Raw genomic sequence first — 17154 nt, forward strand, 5'->3', positions numbered from 1 at the left:
CGGTGGGCGGGAATGTGCGCGGATCGCGCCGTCCCGCTTGCTGTGCGCTCAATCGTTTTCGACAGGACCGGAGCCTAGCCAGCTCCGTGTGGCCTTAAATGGTTCGATTTTAGGATAATTAGTTTTTGAAATGCGCCAAATCCGTCACAGGAATTCCTCTAACGAAAGAGGTAGTTCCACGAATTTAAGCGTTAGCACGAACGGGGTAACTCTTTCGGAAAATCCTGAATTTGCAGTGAACTACAAGAATTTAGCCGCCGATTACCGATGGCTTCTTGCGCCGCACCCAATGATTGGGCCCGGTCATCTTGTGACATTCCTGTTGAAGAAAGCTGGGATGCCACATACCATACGCCACACGGACAGTTTGCTGAACAAACAATCCGTCTCGCCAGACAATCCAAAAATGATGAGCCGTGCCGACGGAAGCCCGGCCACCCATAAAGGGAAGGAATGAGGCATGAAGGACGTACAGCGCCCGCGCTGCGCGCGGAAGACCCCTTTTGACTCCTTCGCTTTTAAAGAACCTCGGAAAAGAAGGCTCGCCGGCGGGACGGCCCTGGCCGGCGCGCTCGGCCTTCTGCTGATCCCGAACGCGGCCCAGGCCGCCTGGGAGCCGACCAAGTCGGTCGAATTCGTCGTCCCGGCGGGAACCGGTGGCGGCGCCGACCAGATGGCGCGGATGATCCAGGGCATCATTCAGAAGAACAACCTGATGGGCCAGCCCATCGTCGTCATCAACAAGTCGGGCGGCGCCGGTGCGGAAGGCTTCCTCGACGTCAAATCGTCGAACCGCAACCCGCACAAGATCATCATCACCCTGTCCAACCTGTTCACCACGCCCCTGGCGACCGGCGTTCCCTTCACCTGGAAGGACATGACCCCGGTGGCGATGCTGGCGTTGGACAACTTCGTCCTGTGGGTGAACAGCGAGGCTCCGCAGAAATCGCCCAAGGAGTTCGTCGAGGCCGCCAAGGAGGGCGGCGCCAACCGCTTCAAGATGGGCGGCACCGGGTCCAAGCAGGAGGACCAGATCATCACCGCCGCCATCGAGCAGTCGGCGGGCGTCACCTTCACCTACGTCCCCTACAAGGGCGGCGGCGACGTGGCGGCGCAGCTCGTCGGCAACCACATCAACGCCAGCGTCAACAACCCGATCGAGGCGGTGTCGCAATGGCGGGCCGGCGCGCTGCGGCCCTTGTGCGTCTTCGACAAGGAGCGCATCCCGCTGAAGGAGCCGGTGGCCGACGGCAAGTCGTGGAACAGCATACCGACCTGCAAGGAATCCGGGCTGGACGTGGAATACACCATGCTGCGCGGCATCTTCATGGGGCCGGGCGTCACGCCGGAGCAGATCGCCTATTACGTGGACCTCTTCAAGAAGGTCCGCGAGACGGAGGAGTGGAAGGACTTCATGGCAAAGGGGGCCTTCAACGTCAGCTTCAAGACGGGTGACGAGTTCAAGACCTGGCTGACCGCGGCGGAAACCCAGCACAAGACCCTGATGGACAAGGCGGGCTTCACCAAGCAATAGCCCCTCTCGTCCGACGCGCGGCCCCCGGGGCATCGCGCCCCGGGCGCCCTCCCCCACCGTTCGGGTTTCTTGTGGGAGTGAGCCATGGAGCATGGAACACAGAACAGTGATCCGGTCGTCTCGAACCGGACCATGGAGATCGTCGTCGCCGGTCTGTTCGCCCTGGTCGCCCTCGTGGTGATGGCCGACAGCGTCCGCGTCGGCAACGGCTGGGGGGCCGACGGGCCGAAGGCCGGCTACTTCCCCTTCTATGTCGGCCTGATCATGCTGGTCAGCAGTCTGGCCACTCTGGCCGTCAACATCTGGCGCCACAGCGGCGAACGAACCGCCTTTGTCGAGAAACACCAGCTCGCCCTGGTTCTCAAGGTGCTGGTCCCCAGCGCCGTCTTCGTGATCCTGACCGCCTTCCTGGGCATCTATCTGTCGGCGGTGCTGTTCATCGCCTTCTTCATGCATTGGGTCGGCAAGTATCCGCTCAAGACGATCCTGCCCGTCGCCATCCTCGTGCCTGCGGGCCTCTTCGTGATGTTCGAGATCTGGTTCCTGGTTCCGCTTCCCAAGGGACCGGTGGAGACGATGTTCGGGTTCTGACGAGTTCAGTTTTACCAGTCCAGTTTTTAAAAGCCGGGGCGGCCGCGGGAACGGCCGCGCACACCGAAGCAGCGGCAGGCATCCGCGACGAACCAGCCCATGCGGCGGGGACGAACCCCGTCCTGCGCGCTCAAGACGCGACGCTTCCAGACGGAACGGGCGCGGATGCCGGAAAGGGAGGGAAACTTGGAAGCGCTCGGGTCACTCATACAGGGGTTCGGCGTGCTCGCCGATCCCATGAACATCGCCTACATGTTCATCGGCATCACGCTGGGCGTCCTGATCGGCGTGCTGCCGGGGCTGGGCGGGGCGAACGGGGTGGCGATCCTGCTGCCCCTGACCTTCAGCATGTCGCCGACCTCCGCCATCATCATGCTCTCCTGCATCTATTGGGGGGCGTTGTTCGGCGGGGCCATCACCTCGGTCCTGTTCAACATACCGGGCGAGCCCTGGTCGGTGGCGACCACCTTCGACGGCCATCCGATGGCCCAGAAAGGCCACGCGGGCGAGGCGCTGACGGCGGCCTTCACCTCGTCCTTCTTCGGGGCGTTCGTCGCGGTCCTGCTCATCACCTTCCTGGCCCCGGTGATCGCCGGCTTCGCCCTGCGCTTCGGACCGGCGGAGTTCTTCGCGGTCCAGCTTCTGACATTCTGCAGTTTCGTCGGCATGGGCAGCGAATCCCCCTTCAAGGTGCTGTGCGCCATGATGCTGGGCTTCGCGCTGGCCGCGGTCGGGCTGGACAGCGTGACCGGCGAACTGCGCATGACCTTCGGGTCGGTGGAACTGCTGCGCGGCTTCGACTTCCTGATCGCGGTCATCGGCCTGTTCGGCATCGGCGAGATCCTCCTGACCATGGAGGAAGGGCTGGCCTTCAAGGGCAAGAGCGCGAAGATCAACGCCAAGGTCGTGTGGGAGACCTGGAAGAGCCTGCCCCGCTACTGGGTGACCGCCGTCCGCGGCTCCATCGTCGGCTGCTGGATGGGCATCACGCCCGGCGGCGCCACCCCGGCCTCCTTCATGAGCTACGGCCTCGCCAAGCGCTTCTCCAAGAACCGCCAGAATTTCGGCAACGGCGAGATGGAGGGGGTGGTCGCTCCGGAAACCGCGGCCCACGCCGCCGGCACCAGCGCGCTTCTGCCCATGCTGACGCTGGGCATCCCCGGCTCCCCAACCGCGGCGGTGCTGCTGGGCGGCCTGCTGATCTGGGGGCTCCAGCCCGGCCCGCTGCTGTTCGTCGAGCAGAAGGAGTTCGTCTGGGGCCTGATCGCCAGCATGTATCTGGGCAACATTGCCGGCCTGATCGTGGTGCTGACCACGGTTCCGGTCTTCGCCTCGATCCTGCGCATTCCCTTCAGCATCATCGCGCCGGTGATCGTGGTGATCTGCGCGGTCGGCGCCTACACGGTGCACAACGCCTTCCTCGACATCGTCATGATGCTGGTGTTCGGCGTCGTCGGCTACGTCTTCAAGAAGCTGTCCTACCCGCTGGCCCCGCTGGTGCTCGCCCTGGTGCTGGGCGACATGGCGGAAAGCTCCTTCCGGCAGGCCATGCTGGTGTCGCAGGGCGATCTGGCGATCTTCTGGTCCAACCCGCTGGTCGGCAGCATCGTCACCCTGGCGCTGGTCATGCTGTTCTGGCCGGTGATCTCCGCCCTGCTGCGCAAGCGCCAGTCCCGGCAGGACGGCGGGACCCAGGTGATCCCCGTGAAATAGGTGATCCCGGTGAAATAGCTCCACCCACTCCCCCGCCGGCGTCCGGGACGGGACGACCGGCGGGGGGATTTCTTCTCACATCGGGGGGTTGGGGACGATGGACACGTCCGATTTCATGATCGCTCTGCTCCAGATCATCTGGATCGACATCCTGCTGAGCGGCGACAACGCGCTGGTCATCGCGCTGGCCTGCCGCTCGCTGCCGCCGAAGCAACAGAAGATCGGCGTCTTCCTCGGCACCGGTGCGGCCATCGTGCTGCGCGTGCTGTTCGCCGTCATCATCGCCTATCTGCTGGCCATTCCGTATCTGAAGATCATCGGCGGGGCGCTGCTGTTCTGGATCGCCATCAAGCTGATGCTGCCCACCGAGGAGGAGGAGCAGGCGGCGCACTCCGGCACCTCCGCCGGGCTGTGGGGGGTGGTCCGCACCATCGTGATCGCCGACGCGGTGATGAGCCTGGACAACGTCATCGCCATCGCCGCCGCTTCGCACGGCAACACGGTCCTGCTGATCCTCGGGCTGGCCATCAGCATTCCGCTGATCGTCTTCGGCAGCACGCTGATCCTGAAGGCCATCGAACGGCTGCCGGCCCTGGTCTATGCGGGCGCCGGGCTGCTCGGCTACATCGCGGCGGAGGTCATCCTCACCGATCCGAGCATCCATTCCCACGTGATGGAAAGCCTGCCGGTGCTGACCGGGACGGCGCCCTTCGTCGCGGCGCTGGGGGTGATGACGGCCGGTTTCCTGATGGCCCGCAACATCAATCGCCGCCGCGCCGTGGTGGAAACCGATCCGGCCTGAAGAGGAGTCAGCAGGAGGAGGGGCGACGGGGCTCGCGGCAGCGGTTGCCCCGGACCGCCCGGAAACGGCTCGGCAGGGCCATGGCGCGCACGTCGGTGGTGATCTCGGAGATGAGGCCCGGATCGTTCCGCAAAATCTCCGTCACCACGGCGGCCAACCCGGCCAGGGCGAACACGACGGCAAGACTCTCCAACATGGGGAACTCCGGACTCTGACCACACTCATGCTGCGTTGCAGCAGAGATGACGCAAAGTCCGTTGGGGAGCAAGGGACAAGAAACATAGCATTTCGTATACCAGACACGCAGCAGGAGCCGGACACAGGCTCCGCACCGCCAGTTCAGGGAGGAACGTCGAGATGCAAGCGAAGGATGTCATGACATCGCCGGTCATCACGGTGGCGCTGGACACCCCCGTGCCGGACATCGCAGAACTGCTTTTGACCCATCGGATCAGCGGCTTGCCGGTGGTGGACCAGGATGGTCGCGCGGTCGGCATCATCAGCGAGGGAGACCTGCTGCGCCGGGTGGAGACGGGAACCGACCGTCCGCGCGCCCGCTGGCTGGAGATGCTGGTGGGCCGCAACGTACAGGCCGCCGACTTCCTGAAGACCCATGGGCGCTGCGCGCGCGACGTCATGTCGCGCCCGGTCCAGGCCGTCGCGCCCGACACCGAGATCGCCGAGATCGCCGACCTGATGGAGGACAAGCGGATCAAGCGTGCTCCCGTCCTGGTCGACGGACGCCCGGTCGGCATCATCAGCCGGGCCAACCTGCTGCACGGCCTGCTCCGCAACCGGCGCAGCGGGACCGGCTTCGGCGCGTCCGGCGACGAGGCGATCCGCGCCGCGCTGCTGGAGGCATTGGACGGACAGTCCTGGGTGGACCTCGATCGGATCAACATCGTCGTCAACGACGGGGTCGTGCAGCTCTGGGGCATGGTCGACAGCGAGGAACAGCGCCGTGCCCTGCACACCGCGGCGAGCGGCGTGAGCGGCGTGAAGCGCGTGGAGGAGCATCTCAACCGGAACCGCTTCGTCGGGTGATCCCCACTCATCCGCCCCATCGAAGGAGCAGCCCGATGCCGCCACCCGAACTGTCCGTCCAGCCGCTGGACTCCGGAGCCACCTTCCGCAACCAGGTCTACCGAAAGCTGAAGCAGGCCATCATCCAGATGGACATCTACGACCACCCCGGCGACGTCCGGCTCGACGAACGCCAGCTCAGCGGCCTGCTGGGCGTCAGCCGGACCCCGATCCGCGAGGCCCTGACCCTGCTGGAGCAGGAAGGGCTGGTGCGGCTGGAGCCGCGGCGGGGGATCTACATCGTCCGCAAGACCAAGACCGAGATCATCGAGATGATCATCGCCTGGGCGGCGCTGGAAAGCATGGCGACCCGCCTCGCCGCCGAACGCGCCACCGAGGAGGACATCGGCACGCTGTGGGACATCTTCCGCAGCTTCGAAGAGCAGGCGCCCTCCGACAACATCCAGGAATATTCCGACGCCAACATCGAGTTCCACAAGGCGATCATCCGCCTCAGCCGGGCGCGCATCCTGGAGACGCTGACCGACAACCTGTTCATCCACATGCGGGCCATCCGCAAGCTGTCGATCCGGCAGGACAACCGGGCCGAACAGTCGATGCACGAGCACCGCGACATCATCCGGGCGCTGGAGCGGCGCGACGGCGAGCTGGCGGAGCGTCTCGCGCGCGAACACACGCTGGGTCTGGCCGCCCATGTCGAACGGCACGGCGATTTCCTCGACTGGCTGCGGCTGGCCGAGGTGCGGGGGGCTGAGGGCCGGAACGCCGACGTCAAAGCCGCGCTCAAGGACGGCCTGCCGCTGATGTAGAGCGCAAGGGGGGCCGTGATCGCCCCCTCCGGAAACTTTCCCGGACCGGGAGGGTTGGACGGGTGCGGCGGCGCGGCCGGGCGCCCGAGGATCGGAGGAGAGGACGGATGAAGCTCGACGGGTCTTGCCACTGCGGCGCGGTGCGTTTCTCGGTGGACGCCTATGCGCCGGCTCCGTACCTGCGCTGCTACTGCTCGATCTGCCGCAAGACGGCGGGCGGGGGCGGCTACGCCATCAATCTGGGAGCCAAGGCCGACACGCTGGCCGTGACGGGGGCGGAGCACGTCTCCGTCTTTCACGCCCGCATCGACGGGGAGGAAAGCCCCGGCGAGCGGCGCTTCTGCGCGCGCTGCGGCTCCGCCTTGTGGGTGAGCGACCCGCGCTGGCCGGAGCTGGTCCACCCCTTCGCCAGCGCCATCGACACCCCCCTGCCGGAGGCGCCGGCCTACGTCCACATGATGCTGGGGTCGAAGGCCAACTGGGTCCCCGTCCAGGCCGGGCCGGGAGACGAGCACAGCGACGCCTATCCGCCCGAATCGCTGGAGGAATGGCACCGGGCGCACGGGATGCTGGACGGTGGGAAACCGGACGGCGGGGCGTGATCCCCGCCGTCCGGACCGGTCAGGCCTTCAGCCGGTAGCCGGTGCGGAAGATCCACCAGACCGCCGTCAGGCAGACCGCCAGGAACAGGGCGGTCATGGCGAGGCTGATCCCCACCGGCACGTCGGCCTGCCCGTAGAAGCTCCAGCGGAAGCCGCTGACCAGATAGACCACCGGGTTGAACAGGGTGATCTTCTGCCACAGCGGCGGCAGCATGCTGATCGAGTAGAAGCTGCCGCCGAGGAAGGCCAGCGGCGTGATGACCAGGATCGGCACGATCTGGAGCTTCTCCCAGCCGTCCGCCCACACCCCCAGGATGAAGCCGAACAGGCTGAAGGTTACCGAGGTCAGCACCAGGAAGGCGACCATCCAGAACGGGTGCTGGATCGAGTAGTCGACGAACAGCCGGGCGGTCAGCAGGATCAGCACGCCGAGGACGATCGACTTGGTGGCCGCCGCCCCGACATAGCCGACCACCGTCTCGAAGGCCGAGATCGGCGCCGACAGCACCTCGTAGATCGTGCCGGAATAGCGCGGCATGTAGATGCCGAAGGAGGCGTTGGACACACTTTCCGTCAGCACCGACATCATGACGAGGCCGGGCACCAGGAAGGCGCCGTAGGTCACCCCGTCCACCGCCGTGAAGCGCCCGCCGATGGCCGCGCCGAAGACGATGAAGTAGAGCGAGGTCGAGATGACCGGCGCCGCGATGCTCTGGAACAGCGTGCGCCAGGTGCGGGCCAGCTCGAACAGATAGATGGCCTTGACCGCATGAAGGTTGATGGGGGAGGTCATGCCCGCTCCTTCACAAGGCTGACGAAGATCTCCTCGAGGGAGCTTTCCTCGGTGTGCAGGTTGGTGAAATCGATGCCATGGTCGCCGAGCTTGCGGAGAAGCCGGGCGATGCCCGTCTGGTCGTCCTGCGTGTCGAAGCTGTAGACCAGCTCCCGCCCGTCGCCGGACAGGGTCAGGGGGTAGCCGGCCAGTTCCGCCGGGATGGACTCCAGCGGGTTCTGAAGCTGCAGGGTCAGCAGCCGCTTGCCCAGCTTGCGCATCAGCGCGGCCTTGTCCTCGACCAGCACGATGCGGCCGTTGGAGATGACGCCGATGCTGTCGGCCATCTCCTCCGCCTCCTCGATGTAGTGGGTGGTCAGGATGATAGTCACGCCGCTGTCGCGCAGGTGCCCAATCATCTCCCACATGCCGCGGCGAAGCTCCACGTCCACCCCGGCGGTCGGCTCGTCGAGGAAGAGGATGCGCGGCTCGTGCGACAGGGCCTTGGCGATCATCACGCGGCGCTTCATGCCGCCGGACAACGCCATGACCTTGCTGTCCTTCTTGTTCCAGAGGGACAGATCCTTCAGCACCTTCTCGATGTGGGCGGGATCGGGCGGCTTGCCGAACAGCCCGCGGCTGAAGCTGACGGTGGCCCAGACGCTCTCGAACGCCTCGGTCGTCAGCTCCTGCGGGACGAGGCCGATCAGCGAGCGCGCGGAGCGCCAGTCGCGCACGATGTCGTGCCCGTCGACCGTCACGCTGCCCGCGGTGGCGTTGACGATGCCGCAGACGATGCTGATCAGCGTCGTCTTGCCGGCCCCGTTCGGCCCCAGCAGGGCGAAGATCTCGCCGCGACGGATATCGAGATCGACCCCTTTCAGCGCCTGGAAGCCGGTGGCGTAGGTCTTTTCCAGCCCACGCACCTGAATGATCGGCTGCATGTCCCCCCTCTGCCTGTCGGTCGGCCCGTTCCGGGCGGGCGTCACCTTAACGGCGGGACGGCCCGCGGTCATCGGGCATTCGGCGCGACGCAACCATTCCGGATAAGAGGGGCCTGATTTGGGAGTCCCGATTCGGGGTGGGGTACGCCCGCCCACAAATGATTTCGGGACAACAGCCCTGCCCATCCCCATATTATGTAAAAAGCACGATAGAGGACGAGCGCTCATGCCAAAAGATGTTGTGCTCAGCGATGTCGATGTTTGGGAAAGCTCCATCACCACATGGCTGCGTGCCAATGTGGCCGAGGACCCGGCCCACGACGTCGATCATCTTCTTCGCGTCTGGCGCACCGCCAAGGCCCTGGCCGCGGCGGAAGCCGAACGGGACGGCGGTCCGCCGCCTGACATGCTGGTCGTGCTGGCCGCGGCCCTGCTCCACGACATCGTGAACGTGCCGAAGGACCATCCGGACCGCAGCCGCGCCTCCCGCCTGTCGGCGGAGCGGGCGGAGGAGGTTCTGCGCGGCATGGGCTTCCCCGACGCGCTGATCCCCGCCACCCGCCACGCCATCGAGGCGCACAGCTATTCCGCCGGCATCCCGCCGCTGACCATCGAGGCGAAGCTGGTCCAGGACGCCGACCGGCTGGAAAGCCTGGGCGCCATCGGCATCGCCCGCTGCTTCGCCACCTCCGGCCTGATGAAGCGGGCGCTGTTCCACGGCGAGGACCCGATGGCCGAGGGCCGCCCGCTGGACGACCTGCAATACGCGCTGGACCATTTCAAGGCGAAGCTGCTGCTGCTGCCCAACACCATGCAGACCCCGGCGGGCCGGGCGCGGGCGCAGGAGCGGGCGGCCTTCCTGCTGTCCTTCCAGGTCCAGCTTCTGGCGGAGATCGCCGGGGACGCCTGAGCGCTCCGGGGGCGGCGCCGGAGGATGCTCCGGGGCCGGGGCCGATCCCGTCGCTCACTTGCCGCCGGTGACGTCGAGGAAGGTGCCGGTGATGAAGGACGCCTCGGCACTTGCCAGCCATAGGATCGCCCGCGCGACCTCCTCGGGCTGACCGCCCCGTCCCATGGGGATCGATTCCTTGACGCGGTCCACCCGTCCCGGCTCGCCGCCGCTCGCATGCATGTCCGTGTAGATGTGCCCGGGGCGGATGGCGTTGACGCGGATGCCGTCCCGCGCGACCTCCTTGGCGAAGCCGATGGTGAAGGTTTCGAGGGCCCCCTTCGAGGCGGCATAGTCGACATATTCGTTCGGACTGCCGAGCCGGGCCGACGCCGACGAGACGTTGATCACCACGCCGCCCCGCCCGTTGTGGCGATGGGACATGCGCTTGGCCGCCTGCTGCGCGCAGAGGATCGGGCCGATCGCGTTGACCGCGAAGATGCGCTGCATCCGCTCGAAGCCGAGATCCTCGGTCCGGGACTGCCGGGCCAGCACCGCGGCGTTATTGACCAGAACGTCGATCCGGCCGAACTCCCGGTCGATCGCGGCGAACAGCCGGGCGACCTGCGCCGGATCCGCGCTGTCGGCGCGCACGGGCAAGGCGCGGCGCCCCAGAGCCTCCACATCCGCCGCCACGGCAAGGGCGGCGGACTCGTCGGCGACGAAGCTGATCGCGACATCGTAGCCCCGTGCGGCGGCAAGCCTTGCGGTCGCCGCGCCCACGCCACGACTTCCACCCGTTATCAGAATCAGCGGCGCCTGGGGGACGGTGTTCATTTGGAAGACCCTTCCTGTGGTGGCGGGATGGTCATGCGGGTTCGGGCGCGGCGGAGGGCCGGCGGCCCAGATGCGGCCGCAGGGTCAGGACGAGCGGAACGATCAGGGCTGCGGTCGCCGCCGAGGCCAGCACGCCGATCGTCTGGGTGCTGTGATCGGCAATCGCGCCGTAGAGGATCGGCGCCAGGCCCCCGGAACCGATGACGCTCGTGTAGAAGACCGCGAAGGCCCGGCCCGTATCGCCGTCGGAAAGCTCCGGCACGGCGCCGTAGAGCACCGACGAGGTGCCGTTGAGCACGATTCCGAGCAGCGGCAGCAGGACGAGCGTCGGCGTCAGCGGCGTGAGCAGGGTCGCTGCGATCAGCACGGCGGTGGCAGCCTCGGTCACCATGACGCTGCCGACGACACCCAGCCGCTCCCCGAGCCGGCTGCACGTCGCCTTTCCGAACGCGCCGCCGATGAACAGCAGGGCGAGGGCCAGACCGACCGTCGCCGTGTCCCCGCCCTGCCCGTGGATGAGGAAGGGCAGAAAGAGCAGGTAGCCCATGCGGGTCGCCGTATCGAGCGCGCCGATCGTCGTCAGGATGCCGAAGCCGCCGCGGCCCCGGCCGGAGGCCGCCCCCGTCGCGGCGGTCCTGGCGATGGGAGTCGCCGGCGCCAGCGGCACCAGGGCGACCGACAGGGCGAGTCCAAGCACCGCCATCAGCCCCAGCACCGGCTGCCAGGCGAGGAGCGGCAACAGCAGCGCGACGAGCGCCGGCAACGCGGCTTTTCCAAGATCGCCCGAAAAGTTGTAGATGCCGAGCGGATGCCGCGATGCCGAGCCATAACTGGCGGTGACGAGCATCGAGCCGCAGGGGTGCTGGATGCTCGATCCGATGCCGGCCACGACGAGGCCGACGCAAAGACCCGCGAAGCCGAACGGCGCCGCCATGATCAGCAAGCCCGCGGACGCGAGGGCGGTCGACAGGACCAGCGCCGCCCGCGGCGACAGGCCGCGCAACGCCCGGTCGGCCGGGATCTGCAATCCTCCCATCGTTCCGTAATAGAGAGAGCGGACGATGGCCAGCGCCGCGTAGGAAAGACCGAACTCCGCCTGCCACACCGGCAGGAAGGCGTAGAGAGCGTCGGTGTACCCGTCATGAAGCGCGTGGGCGAGGCAGGCGCCCGTCAGGTTTTTCTTTTTCGAGTCCACCGATCCCCCGATTTCATCTTTGTTCGATTCCTCGAAGACGCAACAGAACTTGCTCGGCCGGGACAATCTCAAGGGCATGGTATACGTGTGAGGTTTCATCGACTAGTATGCTTCGAATCACGGATACCGTTCCTTTTCCTCACGGGTCGCCCATGCGCCGCCTTCCCCCCTTGAACGCCCTGCGCATCTTCGAGGTCGCGGCCCGGACCGGCAGCTATGCCGAAGCCGGAGCTGAACTCGGTCTCACCCATGGCGCGGTGAGCCGGCAGATCGCGGCGCTCGAAAGCTGGCTCGGGCAGAGGCTCTTCATGAAGGACGGGCGCCGCATGGTCGCGACGCCGATGGCGAGAGTCTTCGCCGCCGAGGTCGGTCTCTCCTTCGACCGCCTGGCCGTCGCGGCGCAAGCCTGTGGCCGGCCCGACGCGCGCCGCATCCTGCGCGTCAGCGCCCCGACCAGCTTCGCGATGCGCTGGCTGATCCCGCGCCTCAACCGGTACCACGCCGACCATCCGCACGTCGAAGTCGCGGTCACGACGGTTTCGACCGTGCTCGAGGAACTGCGCGGCGGCGTCGACGTGGCGATCCGGCGCGGCGTCGCGCGGGACCATGTGTGGCCGCAGCATCGCGTCGTCCCGGTGCTGGATGATGTGGACACGCTGATCATGAGCCCGGCGCTGTTCGCGCAACGGCCGATCCTGAAGCCCGCCGACATCGAGGGGCATACGCTGCTGGCAAGCGAAACCCGTGCCGGCGATTGGGCGAACTGGCTCGAGGCGGCAGGGCTCGAACACCTCGCCGGGCAGCCCCGCCAGACATTCGACCACTTTTTCGTGACCCGTCAGGCGGTGGAGGACGGGCTTGGCATTGGGATCGGTCCGTTGCCGATGCTGGAGATCGACGTTGCAAGCGGAAGGCTGATGACACCGCTGCCGGACATCCGGGTGCCGAGGACGGGGTACGTCGCGCTCATTCCCCGTCGGGCCGATGCCGGAAAACTGGCCGGAAACCTGGTTGCCGGCTTCGTCGACTGGCTTGTCGGAGAGACGCGGGGAGCACAGTAGCCCGCCCATTCGTGGGCGGTGTTCGGAAATCCTGCTGAGACCGCTGGACGAAACGAAAAAGGACCGCTCCGGAGGAGTCGGTCCTTTTTTCCGGCCCGGATGGGCGGGCCGCCGCGTCGTGGGGCCGGATGGCCCGGGCGCCGGTCATTCGCGCATCAGCGTCGGCAGGTCGAGCGTCGAGGTGCCGGCCGCCGGGGCAAAGGTGCCGGACGCCACGACCTGGTATACGATATACAGAGGGGTGGCCGAGAACCAAGCGCCGGCGAATTCCGTAACACCCTTGGCGATGGTCGACAGAAGGCCGTCGTGATGGCTGTGATGGGCGGAAGCGTAAGCCATGATGTGTCTCCTCTTTGCTGGTGGGGTTATGGTGCACTGGTATACCCGATACCAGAAGCGCTATGCCCGCAGAGCAGCAAGACCGAAAAATTACAGCTTCCTCAAGCGTTTAGGATCGAAACAGTCGGTTGCGCAAACCAAAAAATGGATACTCCGGTATGACTCCGGCCCCATGATTGCGTATGTGTTTGCTGGGGAATCGCGTATTCTCCGGTCATTACCCCTGGAGATAATCTGGAGAGCCGTCTGTGCCAGTGCATGAGTGGCCGCAGATCGTGCGCGCGTTGCGAAGGCTGCACGGCCTGACCGCCGCGCAGTTCGCCGTCATGCTGGCCACCACCGAAGAAACCGTCGCCCGCTGGGAATCCGGCGCCACCTTGCCCGACCTGCGGGAGCAGGCGCTGTTGCGCGACGTGTTGACCGGCCATTTCCGGCACCACCCCACCTTCCTCGGCCTGAAGGCGATGGTGCGGAGCATGGGCGAGAAATGCACCCTCTACACGCCCGGCCTGATCGCCCAGGCCGTATCCCCGCCGCTGGGCCGCTGGATCGAGCGGCACCGCTTCGACATCATCGGCTCCTCCCTGCTGCCGCGGATCGACGGTCAGACCGCCGAGATGATGGAGCGTTACGCCCTGCCCATGCTGGAGGGGAGCAGCGACATCCTGTCGGTCACCTACAACGACCGCGCCGTGGCCTTCCGCAACGCCGTCATCAACCGGCGACTGAGCGTCGTGCCGGTGGACGGCGTGCGCGTCCTCGTGCTGGTCGACCGGGTGCTCTATCTGGACGACGGCCGGGACATGCCGGACCCGGATCTCCACATGCTCACCGCCGACCAGTTGGTCGACGACTGACCGCCCCTCCGAAGGTCCGGCTTGCCCCCGGCCGCGTTGTCTGCTCCATGGACGCCGATACGGAGGGGAGCCAAAGCCTTGAGCACAGGATTGATCGCGTTGCTGGACGATGTGGCCGGGTTGGCGAAAGTCGCCGCCGCCTCGCTGGACGATGCCGCCGGACAGGCGGCGCGGGCGGGGGCCAAGGCCGCCGGGGTGGTGGTGGACGACGCCGCGGTGACGCCGCGCTACATGGTCGGCTTCACCGCCGACCGTGAACTGCCGATCATCGGCAAGATCGCGCTGGGCTCGCTGAAGAACAAGCTGGTGTTCCTGCTGCCCCTGGCGCTGGCGCTCAGCCTCGTCGCGCCCTGGGCGATCACGCCGCTGCTGATGCTGGGCGGCGGCTTTCTCTGCTACGAAGGTGCGGAGAAGGTCTGGGAGGCACTGCGCCCCCACGCGGCGCATCACGACGCGGAGGGACCAAGCGCCGCGGGGCAGGACGCCGCGCAGTTCGAGCAGGAGAAGGTCAACAGCGCCATCAAGACCGACCTGATCTTGTCGGCGGAGATCATGGCCATCGTCCTGTCCACGGTCGCCGCCGAAACCTCGTCCTTCTGGATGCAGGCCGCCGTCCTTGCCATCGTCGGGGTGGGCATCACGGCGCTGGTCTATGGCGCGGTGGCGCTGATCGTGAAGGCGGACGACGCGGGTCTGTCGCTGGCGCAGAACGGGCGTCCAGCGGCCAGCCTCCTAGGGCTGCGCAGCCCCTCCTCCAATGCGCCGGGCGGCGCCGACCGGGCGCTCGCCCCGGTGACGCAGGCGATCGGGCGCGGTCTGGTCAAGGGAATGCCGGTCTTCCTGAAACTGCTGGCGCTGGTCGGCACCGCCGCCATGCTGTGGGTGGGCGGTGGCATCGTCATCCATGGGCTGGAAGGCTTTGGCCTGACCGCGGTCGGGCACGCGATCCACGGTGCCGCCGTAGCGGCGGGAGAGGCCGTGCCGGCGGCGAAGGCCGCGGTGGAATGGCTGGTCGGGGCGGCGGGCGCCGGGGTGTTCGGGCTGCTGCTGGGCGCCTTGCTGATCCCCCTGGTGCACAAGGTGATCGAGCCGCTCTGGGGCATGGTGAGGGGCAAATAGGGCGTCCGGACGCGCGAAGGGGCGGCCCTGCCCGGACCGCCCCTTGGCGTTTGCCCTTCACACGCGGCCCTGCCCCGTTTCCACAATGACAAGGACGCTCCATGGACGGGGCTTGGTGTGCCCGGACCGGCCGTGGGTCCGCCGAGAGATCGGAGCGCCATATATTAGTATATCAGCACCCCGTCCCATGGCAAGCCCCCTCCCCTCACATCAGCATGTTCGGCAGGAACAGCACCAGCCCCGGCCACAGCGCCAGCACGGCGACCAGAGCGATGACCGTGCCGACGAAGGGCAGCGATTCGACGATGTACTCCTCGACCGGGCAGTCGAGCAGGCTGCACACGGTGTACATGGCGACCCCGACCGGCGGCGTCATCGAGCCCAGCGTGACGATGGTCATCATCAGGATGCCGAAATGCACCGGATCGACGCCCAGCGGCGTCACGATGGGCAGGAAGATCGGCGTCAGCAGCAGGACCAGCACCGTGCTTTCCACGAACAGCCCGGCGATGAACAGGAAGACCAGGATCAGCGCGACCACCAGCAGCGGGTTGGTGGTGAGCTGGGTCATCGCCTCGGCGATGGTCTGGGGCGCCTGCTCGAAGATGATGGCGTAGCCGACCATGCCGGAGAACAGGATGATCAGCATGATCAGGCCGGTGTCCACCACCGCCTCCTGAAGCGCCTCGGCCACCGCGGCCCAGGTCAGCTCCTTGTGCAGCAGGAAGCCGACGACGGCGGCGTAGACGACGGCGAAGGCGCCGACCTCCGACGGGGTGAACAGGCCGCCGCGGATGGCAAACAGCAGGGCCACCGGGAACAGCAGCGCCCATTTCGCGTCGGCCATCGCCCGGCCAACGGCGCGCAGGGTCGGCCGCTCCGCCATTTCCGCACGGTAGCCGCGCCGCTTGGCGATCAGCCACACCGTCAGCATCAGCCCGGCCATCATCAGCAGACCCGGAATGACGCCGGCCAGGAACAGCCGGCCGATCGACACGTTGCCGACGAAGCCGTAGAGGATCAGCCCCAGGCTGGGGGGGATGGTCGCGGTGATCAGCGAGCCGACCGCGATGACCGCCGAGGTGAAGCCCTTCGAATAGCCGCGGGCGATCAGGCCGGGGCCGAGGATGCGGGCCTCCATCGCCGCGTCGGCCACCGCCGAGCCGGAGACGCCGCCCATCAGCGTGGACAGCACGATGCAGACCTGCGCCAGCCCGCCGGACATCCAGGAGACCAGCACGTTGGAGCAGTTGATGAGGCGGCTGGTGATGCCCGTCCGGTTCATCATGTGACCGGCCAGCACGAAGAAGGGCACGGCCAGCAGCGGGAAGCTCTGCGAGGCCGAGGCGACCTGCTGCACACCGATGGACATCGGGATGATGTCGTTGGTGGCGAAAAAGGAGAAGCCGGCGATGCCGATGGCGAAGGCGATGGGAAGCCCGAAGGCCATCAGCGCGAAGAAGGTGACGGCAAGCAGGGTCACGGCACGACCTCCTCGATGTCGCCGGCCTTGGGGGTCGGCGCGAAGACCGGTTTGGGGTGGCTGCGCAGCCCGCGCAGGGTGTCCAGGATCTGCCCGGTCAGCGTGATCGCCAGCAGCAGGCAGCCCACCGGCACCGCCGAGGTCACGAAGGCGTAGCTGATGCCGCTGTCGCCGAACTGGCGTTCCAGGTTCAGCATGGTCAGCCGGTAGCCCATCACCGTCATGGTGATGAGGAAGGCGACGACCAGAACGCCCAGCACGACATCCAGCACGGCCCGGCTGGAGTCCGGCAGGCGCTTGACCAGATAGTCGATGCCGATGTGGGCGCGCTTGCGCAGCGCCATGTCGGCGCCGAGGAAGGCGACCCAGACGAACAGGAGCTGCGCCACGTCCACCGACCAGACCAGGGGATGGCCGAACCAGCGCATGACACCGGCGGCGAAGACGAGCAGAACGATGGCGGCGAGGAGAAGCATCGCCAGGACGGCTTCCCCCTTGTGAAACAAGGACGACATGATGGCGGTCCCTTGATGGCCGCGGAAGGTGGCGGCGGACGGCGTTGA

19 protein-coding genes are annotated in these 17154 nt (G+C 66.8%); 11 read left to right on the forward strand and 8 right to left on the reverse strand.

The features are described 5' to 3' along the window. The first annotated feature begins 460 nt into the window (after positions 1-460). The 4 genes from AC1DVI_RS15755 to AC1DVI_RS15770 all read left to right on the forward strand — a co-directional run bounded on the left by AC1DVI_RS15755 (position 461) and on the right by AC1DVI_RS15770 (position 4640). Entirely contained in the window at positions 461-1534 is a 1074-nt protein-coding gene (locus tag AC1DVI_RS15755) for a Bug family tripartite tricarboxylate transporter substrate binding protein (RefSeq protein WP_476958754.1), read from the forward strand. Between the two features lie 84 nt (positions 1535-1618). Then, complete coding sequence (locus AC1DVI_RS15760; protein WP_476958755.1) at positions 1619-2125, forward strand: tripartite tricarboxylate transporter TctB family protein; 507 nt, start codon at positions 1619-1621, stop codon at positions 2123-2125. A gap of 222 nt (positions 2126-2347) precedes the next feature. Then, positions 2348-3838 (forward strand): tripartite tricarboxylate transporter permease, encoded by a 1491-nt coding sequence (locus tag AC1DVI_RS15765; protein ID WP_476958756.1) that lies wholly within the window; start codon positions 2348-2350, stop codon positions 3836-3838. Positions 3839-3935: 97 nt separating this feature from the next. Continuing rightward, positions 3936-4640 carry a TerC family protein gene (locus AC1DVI_RS15770; RefSeq protein ID WP_476958757.1) on the forward strand — a complete coding sequence of 235 codons (705 nt, stop codon included), beginning with the start codon at positions 3936-3938 and terminating at the stop codon, positions 4638-4640. Positions 4641-4647: 7 nt separating this feature from the next. Here AC1DVI_RS15770 and AC1DVI_RS15775 read toward each other — a convergent pair whose 3' ends face one another. Next, on the reverse strand, positions 4648-4836 hold the full coding sequence (locus AC1DVI_RS15775) for a hypothetical protein (RefSeq protein ID WP_476958758.1): 189 nt from the start codon (positions 4834-4836) through the stop codon (positions 4648-4650). Between the two features lie 161 nt (positions 4837-4997). Here AC1DVI_RS15775 and AC1DVI_RS15780 point away from each other — a divergent pair, with 161 nt between their 5' ends. The 3 genes from AC1DVI_RS15780 (at position 4998) to AC1DVI_RS15790 (ending at position 7095) form a co-directional block, all read left to right on the forward strand. Next, positions 4998-5684 (forward strand): CBS domain-containing protein, encoded by a 687-nt coding sequence (locus AC1DVI_RS15780; RefSeq protein WP_149163882.1) that lies wholly within the window; start codon positions 4998-5000, stop codon positions 5682-5684. A gap of 35 nt (positions 5685-5719) precedes the next feature. Beyond that, entirely contained in the window at positions 5720-6493 is a 774-nt protein-coding gene (locus AC1DVI_RS15785) for a GntR family transcriptional regulator (RefSeq protein ID WP_149163883.1), read from the forward strand. A gap of 107 nt (positions 6494-6600) precedes the next feature. Then, entirely contained in the window at positions 6601-7095 is a 495-nt protein-coding gene (locus tag AC1DVI_RS15790) for a GFA family protein (RefSeq protein WP_476958759.1), read from the forward strand. Positions 7096-7114: 19 nt separating this feature from the next. On the opposite strand, the gene AC1DVI_RS15795 is transcribed toward AC1DVI_RS15790, so the two are convergent. Both AC1DVI_RS15795 and AC1DVI_RS15800 read right to left on the reverse strand, forming a co-directional pair. Further along, positions 7115-7888, reverse strand: a complete 774-nt coding sequence (locus AC1DVI_RS15795) for an ABC transporter permease (protein WP_476958760.1) — start codon at positions 7886-7888, stop codon at positions 7115-7117. Continuing rightward, positions 7885-8811, reverse strand: coding sequence for an ABC transporter ATP-binding protein (locus AC1DVI_RS15800; protein ID WP_476958761.1), 927 nt, complete (start codon positions 8809-8811; stop codon positions 7885-7887). The genes AC1DVI_RS15795 and AC1DVI_RS15800 overlap by 4 nt, the downstream gene beginning before the upstream one ends. A gap of 226 nt (positions 8812-9037) precedes the next feature. Here AC1DVI_RS15800 and AC1DVI_RS15805 point away from each other — a divergent pair, with 226 nt between their 5' ends. Beyond that, the gene (locus AC1DVI_RS15805) at positions 9038-9721 is read left to right on the forward strand and encodes an HD domain-containing protein (protein ID WP_476958762.1); all 684 of its coding nucleotides are present in this window, start codon (positions 9038-9040) and stop codon (positions 9719-9721) included. A 54-nt stretch (positions 9722-9775) separates the two neighbouring features. On the opposite strand, the gene AC1DVI_RS15810 is transcribed toward AC1DVI_RS15805, so the two are convergent. Beyond that, positions 9776-10537 carry an SDR family oxidoreductase gene (locus tag AC1DVI_RS15810; RefSeq protein WP_476958763.1) on the reverse strand — a complete coding sequence of 254 codons (762 nt, stop codon included), beginning with the start codon at positions 10535-10537 and terminating at the stop codon, positions 9776-9778. A 31-nt stretch (positions 10538-10568) separates the two neighbouring features. Further along, complete coding sequence (locus tag AC1DVI_RS15815) at positions 10569-11732, reverse strand: MFS transporter (protein WP_476958764.1); 1164 nt, start codon at positions 11730-11732, stop codon at positions 10569-10571. Between the two features lie 152 nt (positions 11733-11884). Here AC1DVI_RS15815 and AC1DVI_RS15820 point away from each other — a divergent pair, with 152 nt between their 5' ends. Further along, on the forward strand, positions 11885-12793 hold the full coding sequence (locus tag AC1DVI_RS15820; protein WP_476958765.1) for a LysR substrate-binding domain-containing protein: 909 nt from the start codon (positions 11885-11887) through the stop codon (positions 12791-12793). Between the two features lie 144 nt (positions 12794-12937). Here AC1DVI_RS15820 and AC1DVI_RS15825 read toward each other — a convergent pair whose 3' ends face one another. Further along, positions 12938-13132: a hypothetical protein gene (locus tag AC1DVI_RS15825; protein ID WP_476958766.1), complete on the reverse strand. Its 195-nt coding sequence runs from the start codon at positions 13130-13132 to the stop codon at positions 12938-12940. A 248-nt stretch (positions 13133-13380) separates the two neighbouring features. Between AC1DVI_RS15825 and AC1DVI_RS15830 the strand changes: the two genes are divergently transcribed. Then, positions 13381-13989, forward strand: coding sequence for a helix-turn-helix domain-containing protein (locus AC1DVI_RS15830; RefSeq protein ID WP_476958767.1), 609 nt, complete (start codon positions 13381-13383; stop codon positions 13987-13989). Positions 13990-14067: 78 nt separating this feature from the next. Continuing rightward, entirely contained in the window at positions 14068-15108 is a 1041-nt protein-coding gene (locus AC1DVI_RS15835) for a DUF808 domain-containing protein (RefSeq protein WP_476958768.1), read from the forward strand. A 205-nt stretch (positions 15109-15313) separates the two neighbouring features. Here AC1DVI_RS15835 and AC1DVI_RS15840 read toward each other — a convergent pair whose 3' ends face one another. Both AC1DVI_RS15840 and AC1DVI_RS15845 read right to left on the reverse strand, forming a co-directional pair. Beyond that, positions 15314-16591 carry a TRAP transporter large permease gene (locus tag AC1DVI_RS15840; protein WP_476958769.1) on the reverse strand — a complete coding sequence of 426 codons (1278 nt, stop codon included), beginning with the start codon at positions 16589-16591 and terminating at the stop codon, positions 15314-15316. After that, positions 16588-17106 (reverse strand): TRAP transporter small permease, encoded by a 519-nt coding sequence (locus tag AC1DVI_RS15845; protein ID WP_476958770.1) that lies wholly within the window; start codon positions 17104-17106, stop codon positions 16588-16590. Before AC1DVI_RS15845 ends, AC1DVI_RS15840 begins: the two co-directional genes overlap by 4 nt. Between the last annotated feature and the right edge of the window lie 48 nt (positions 17107-17154).

Source organism: Azospirillum sp. P4_B5, from assembly GCF_056402275.1.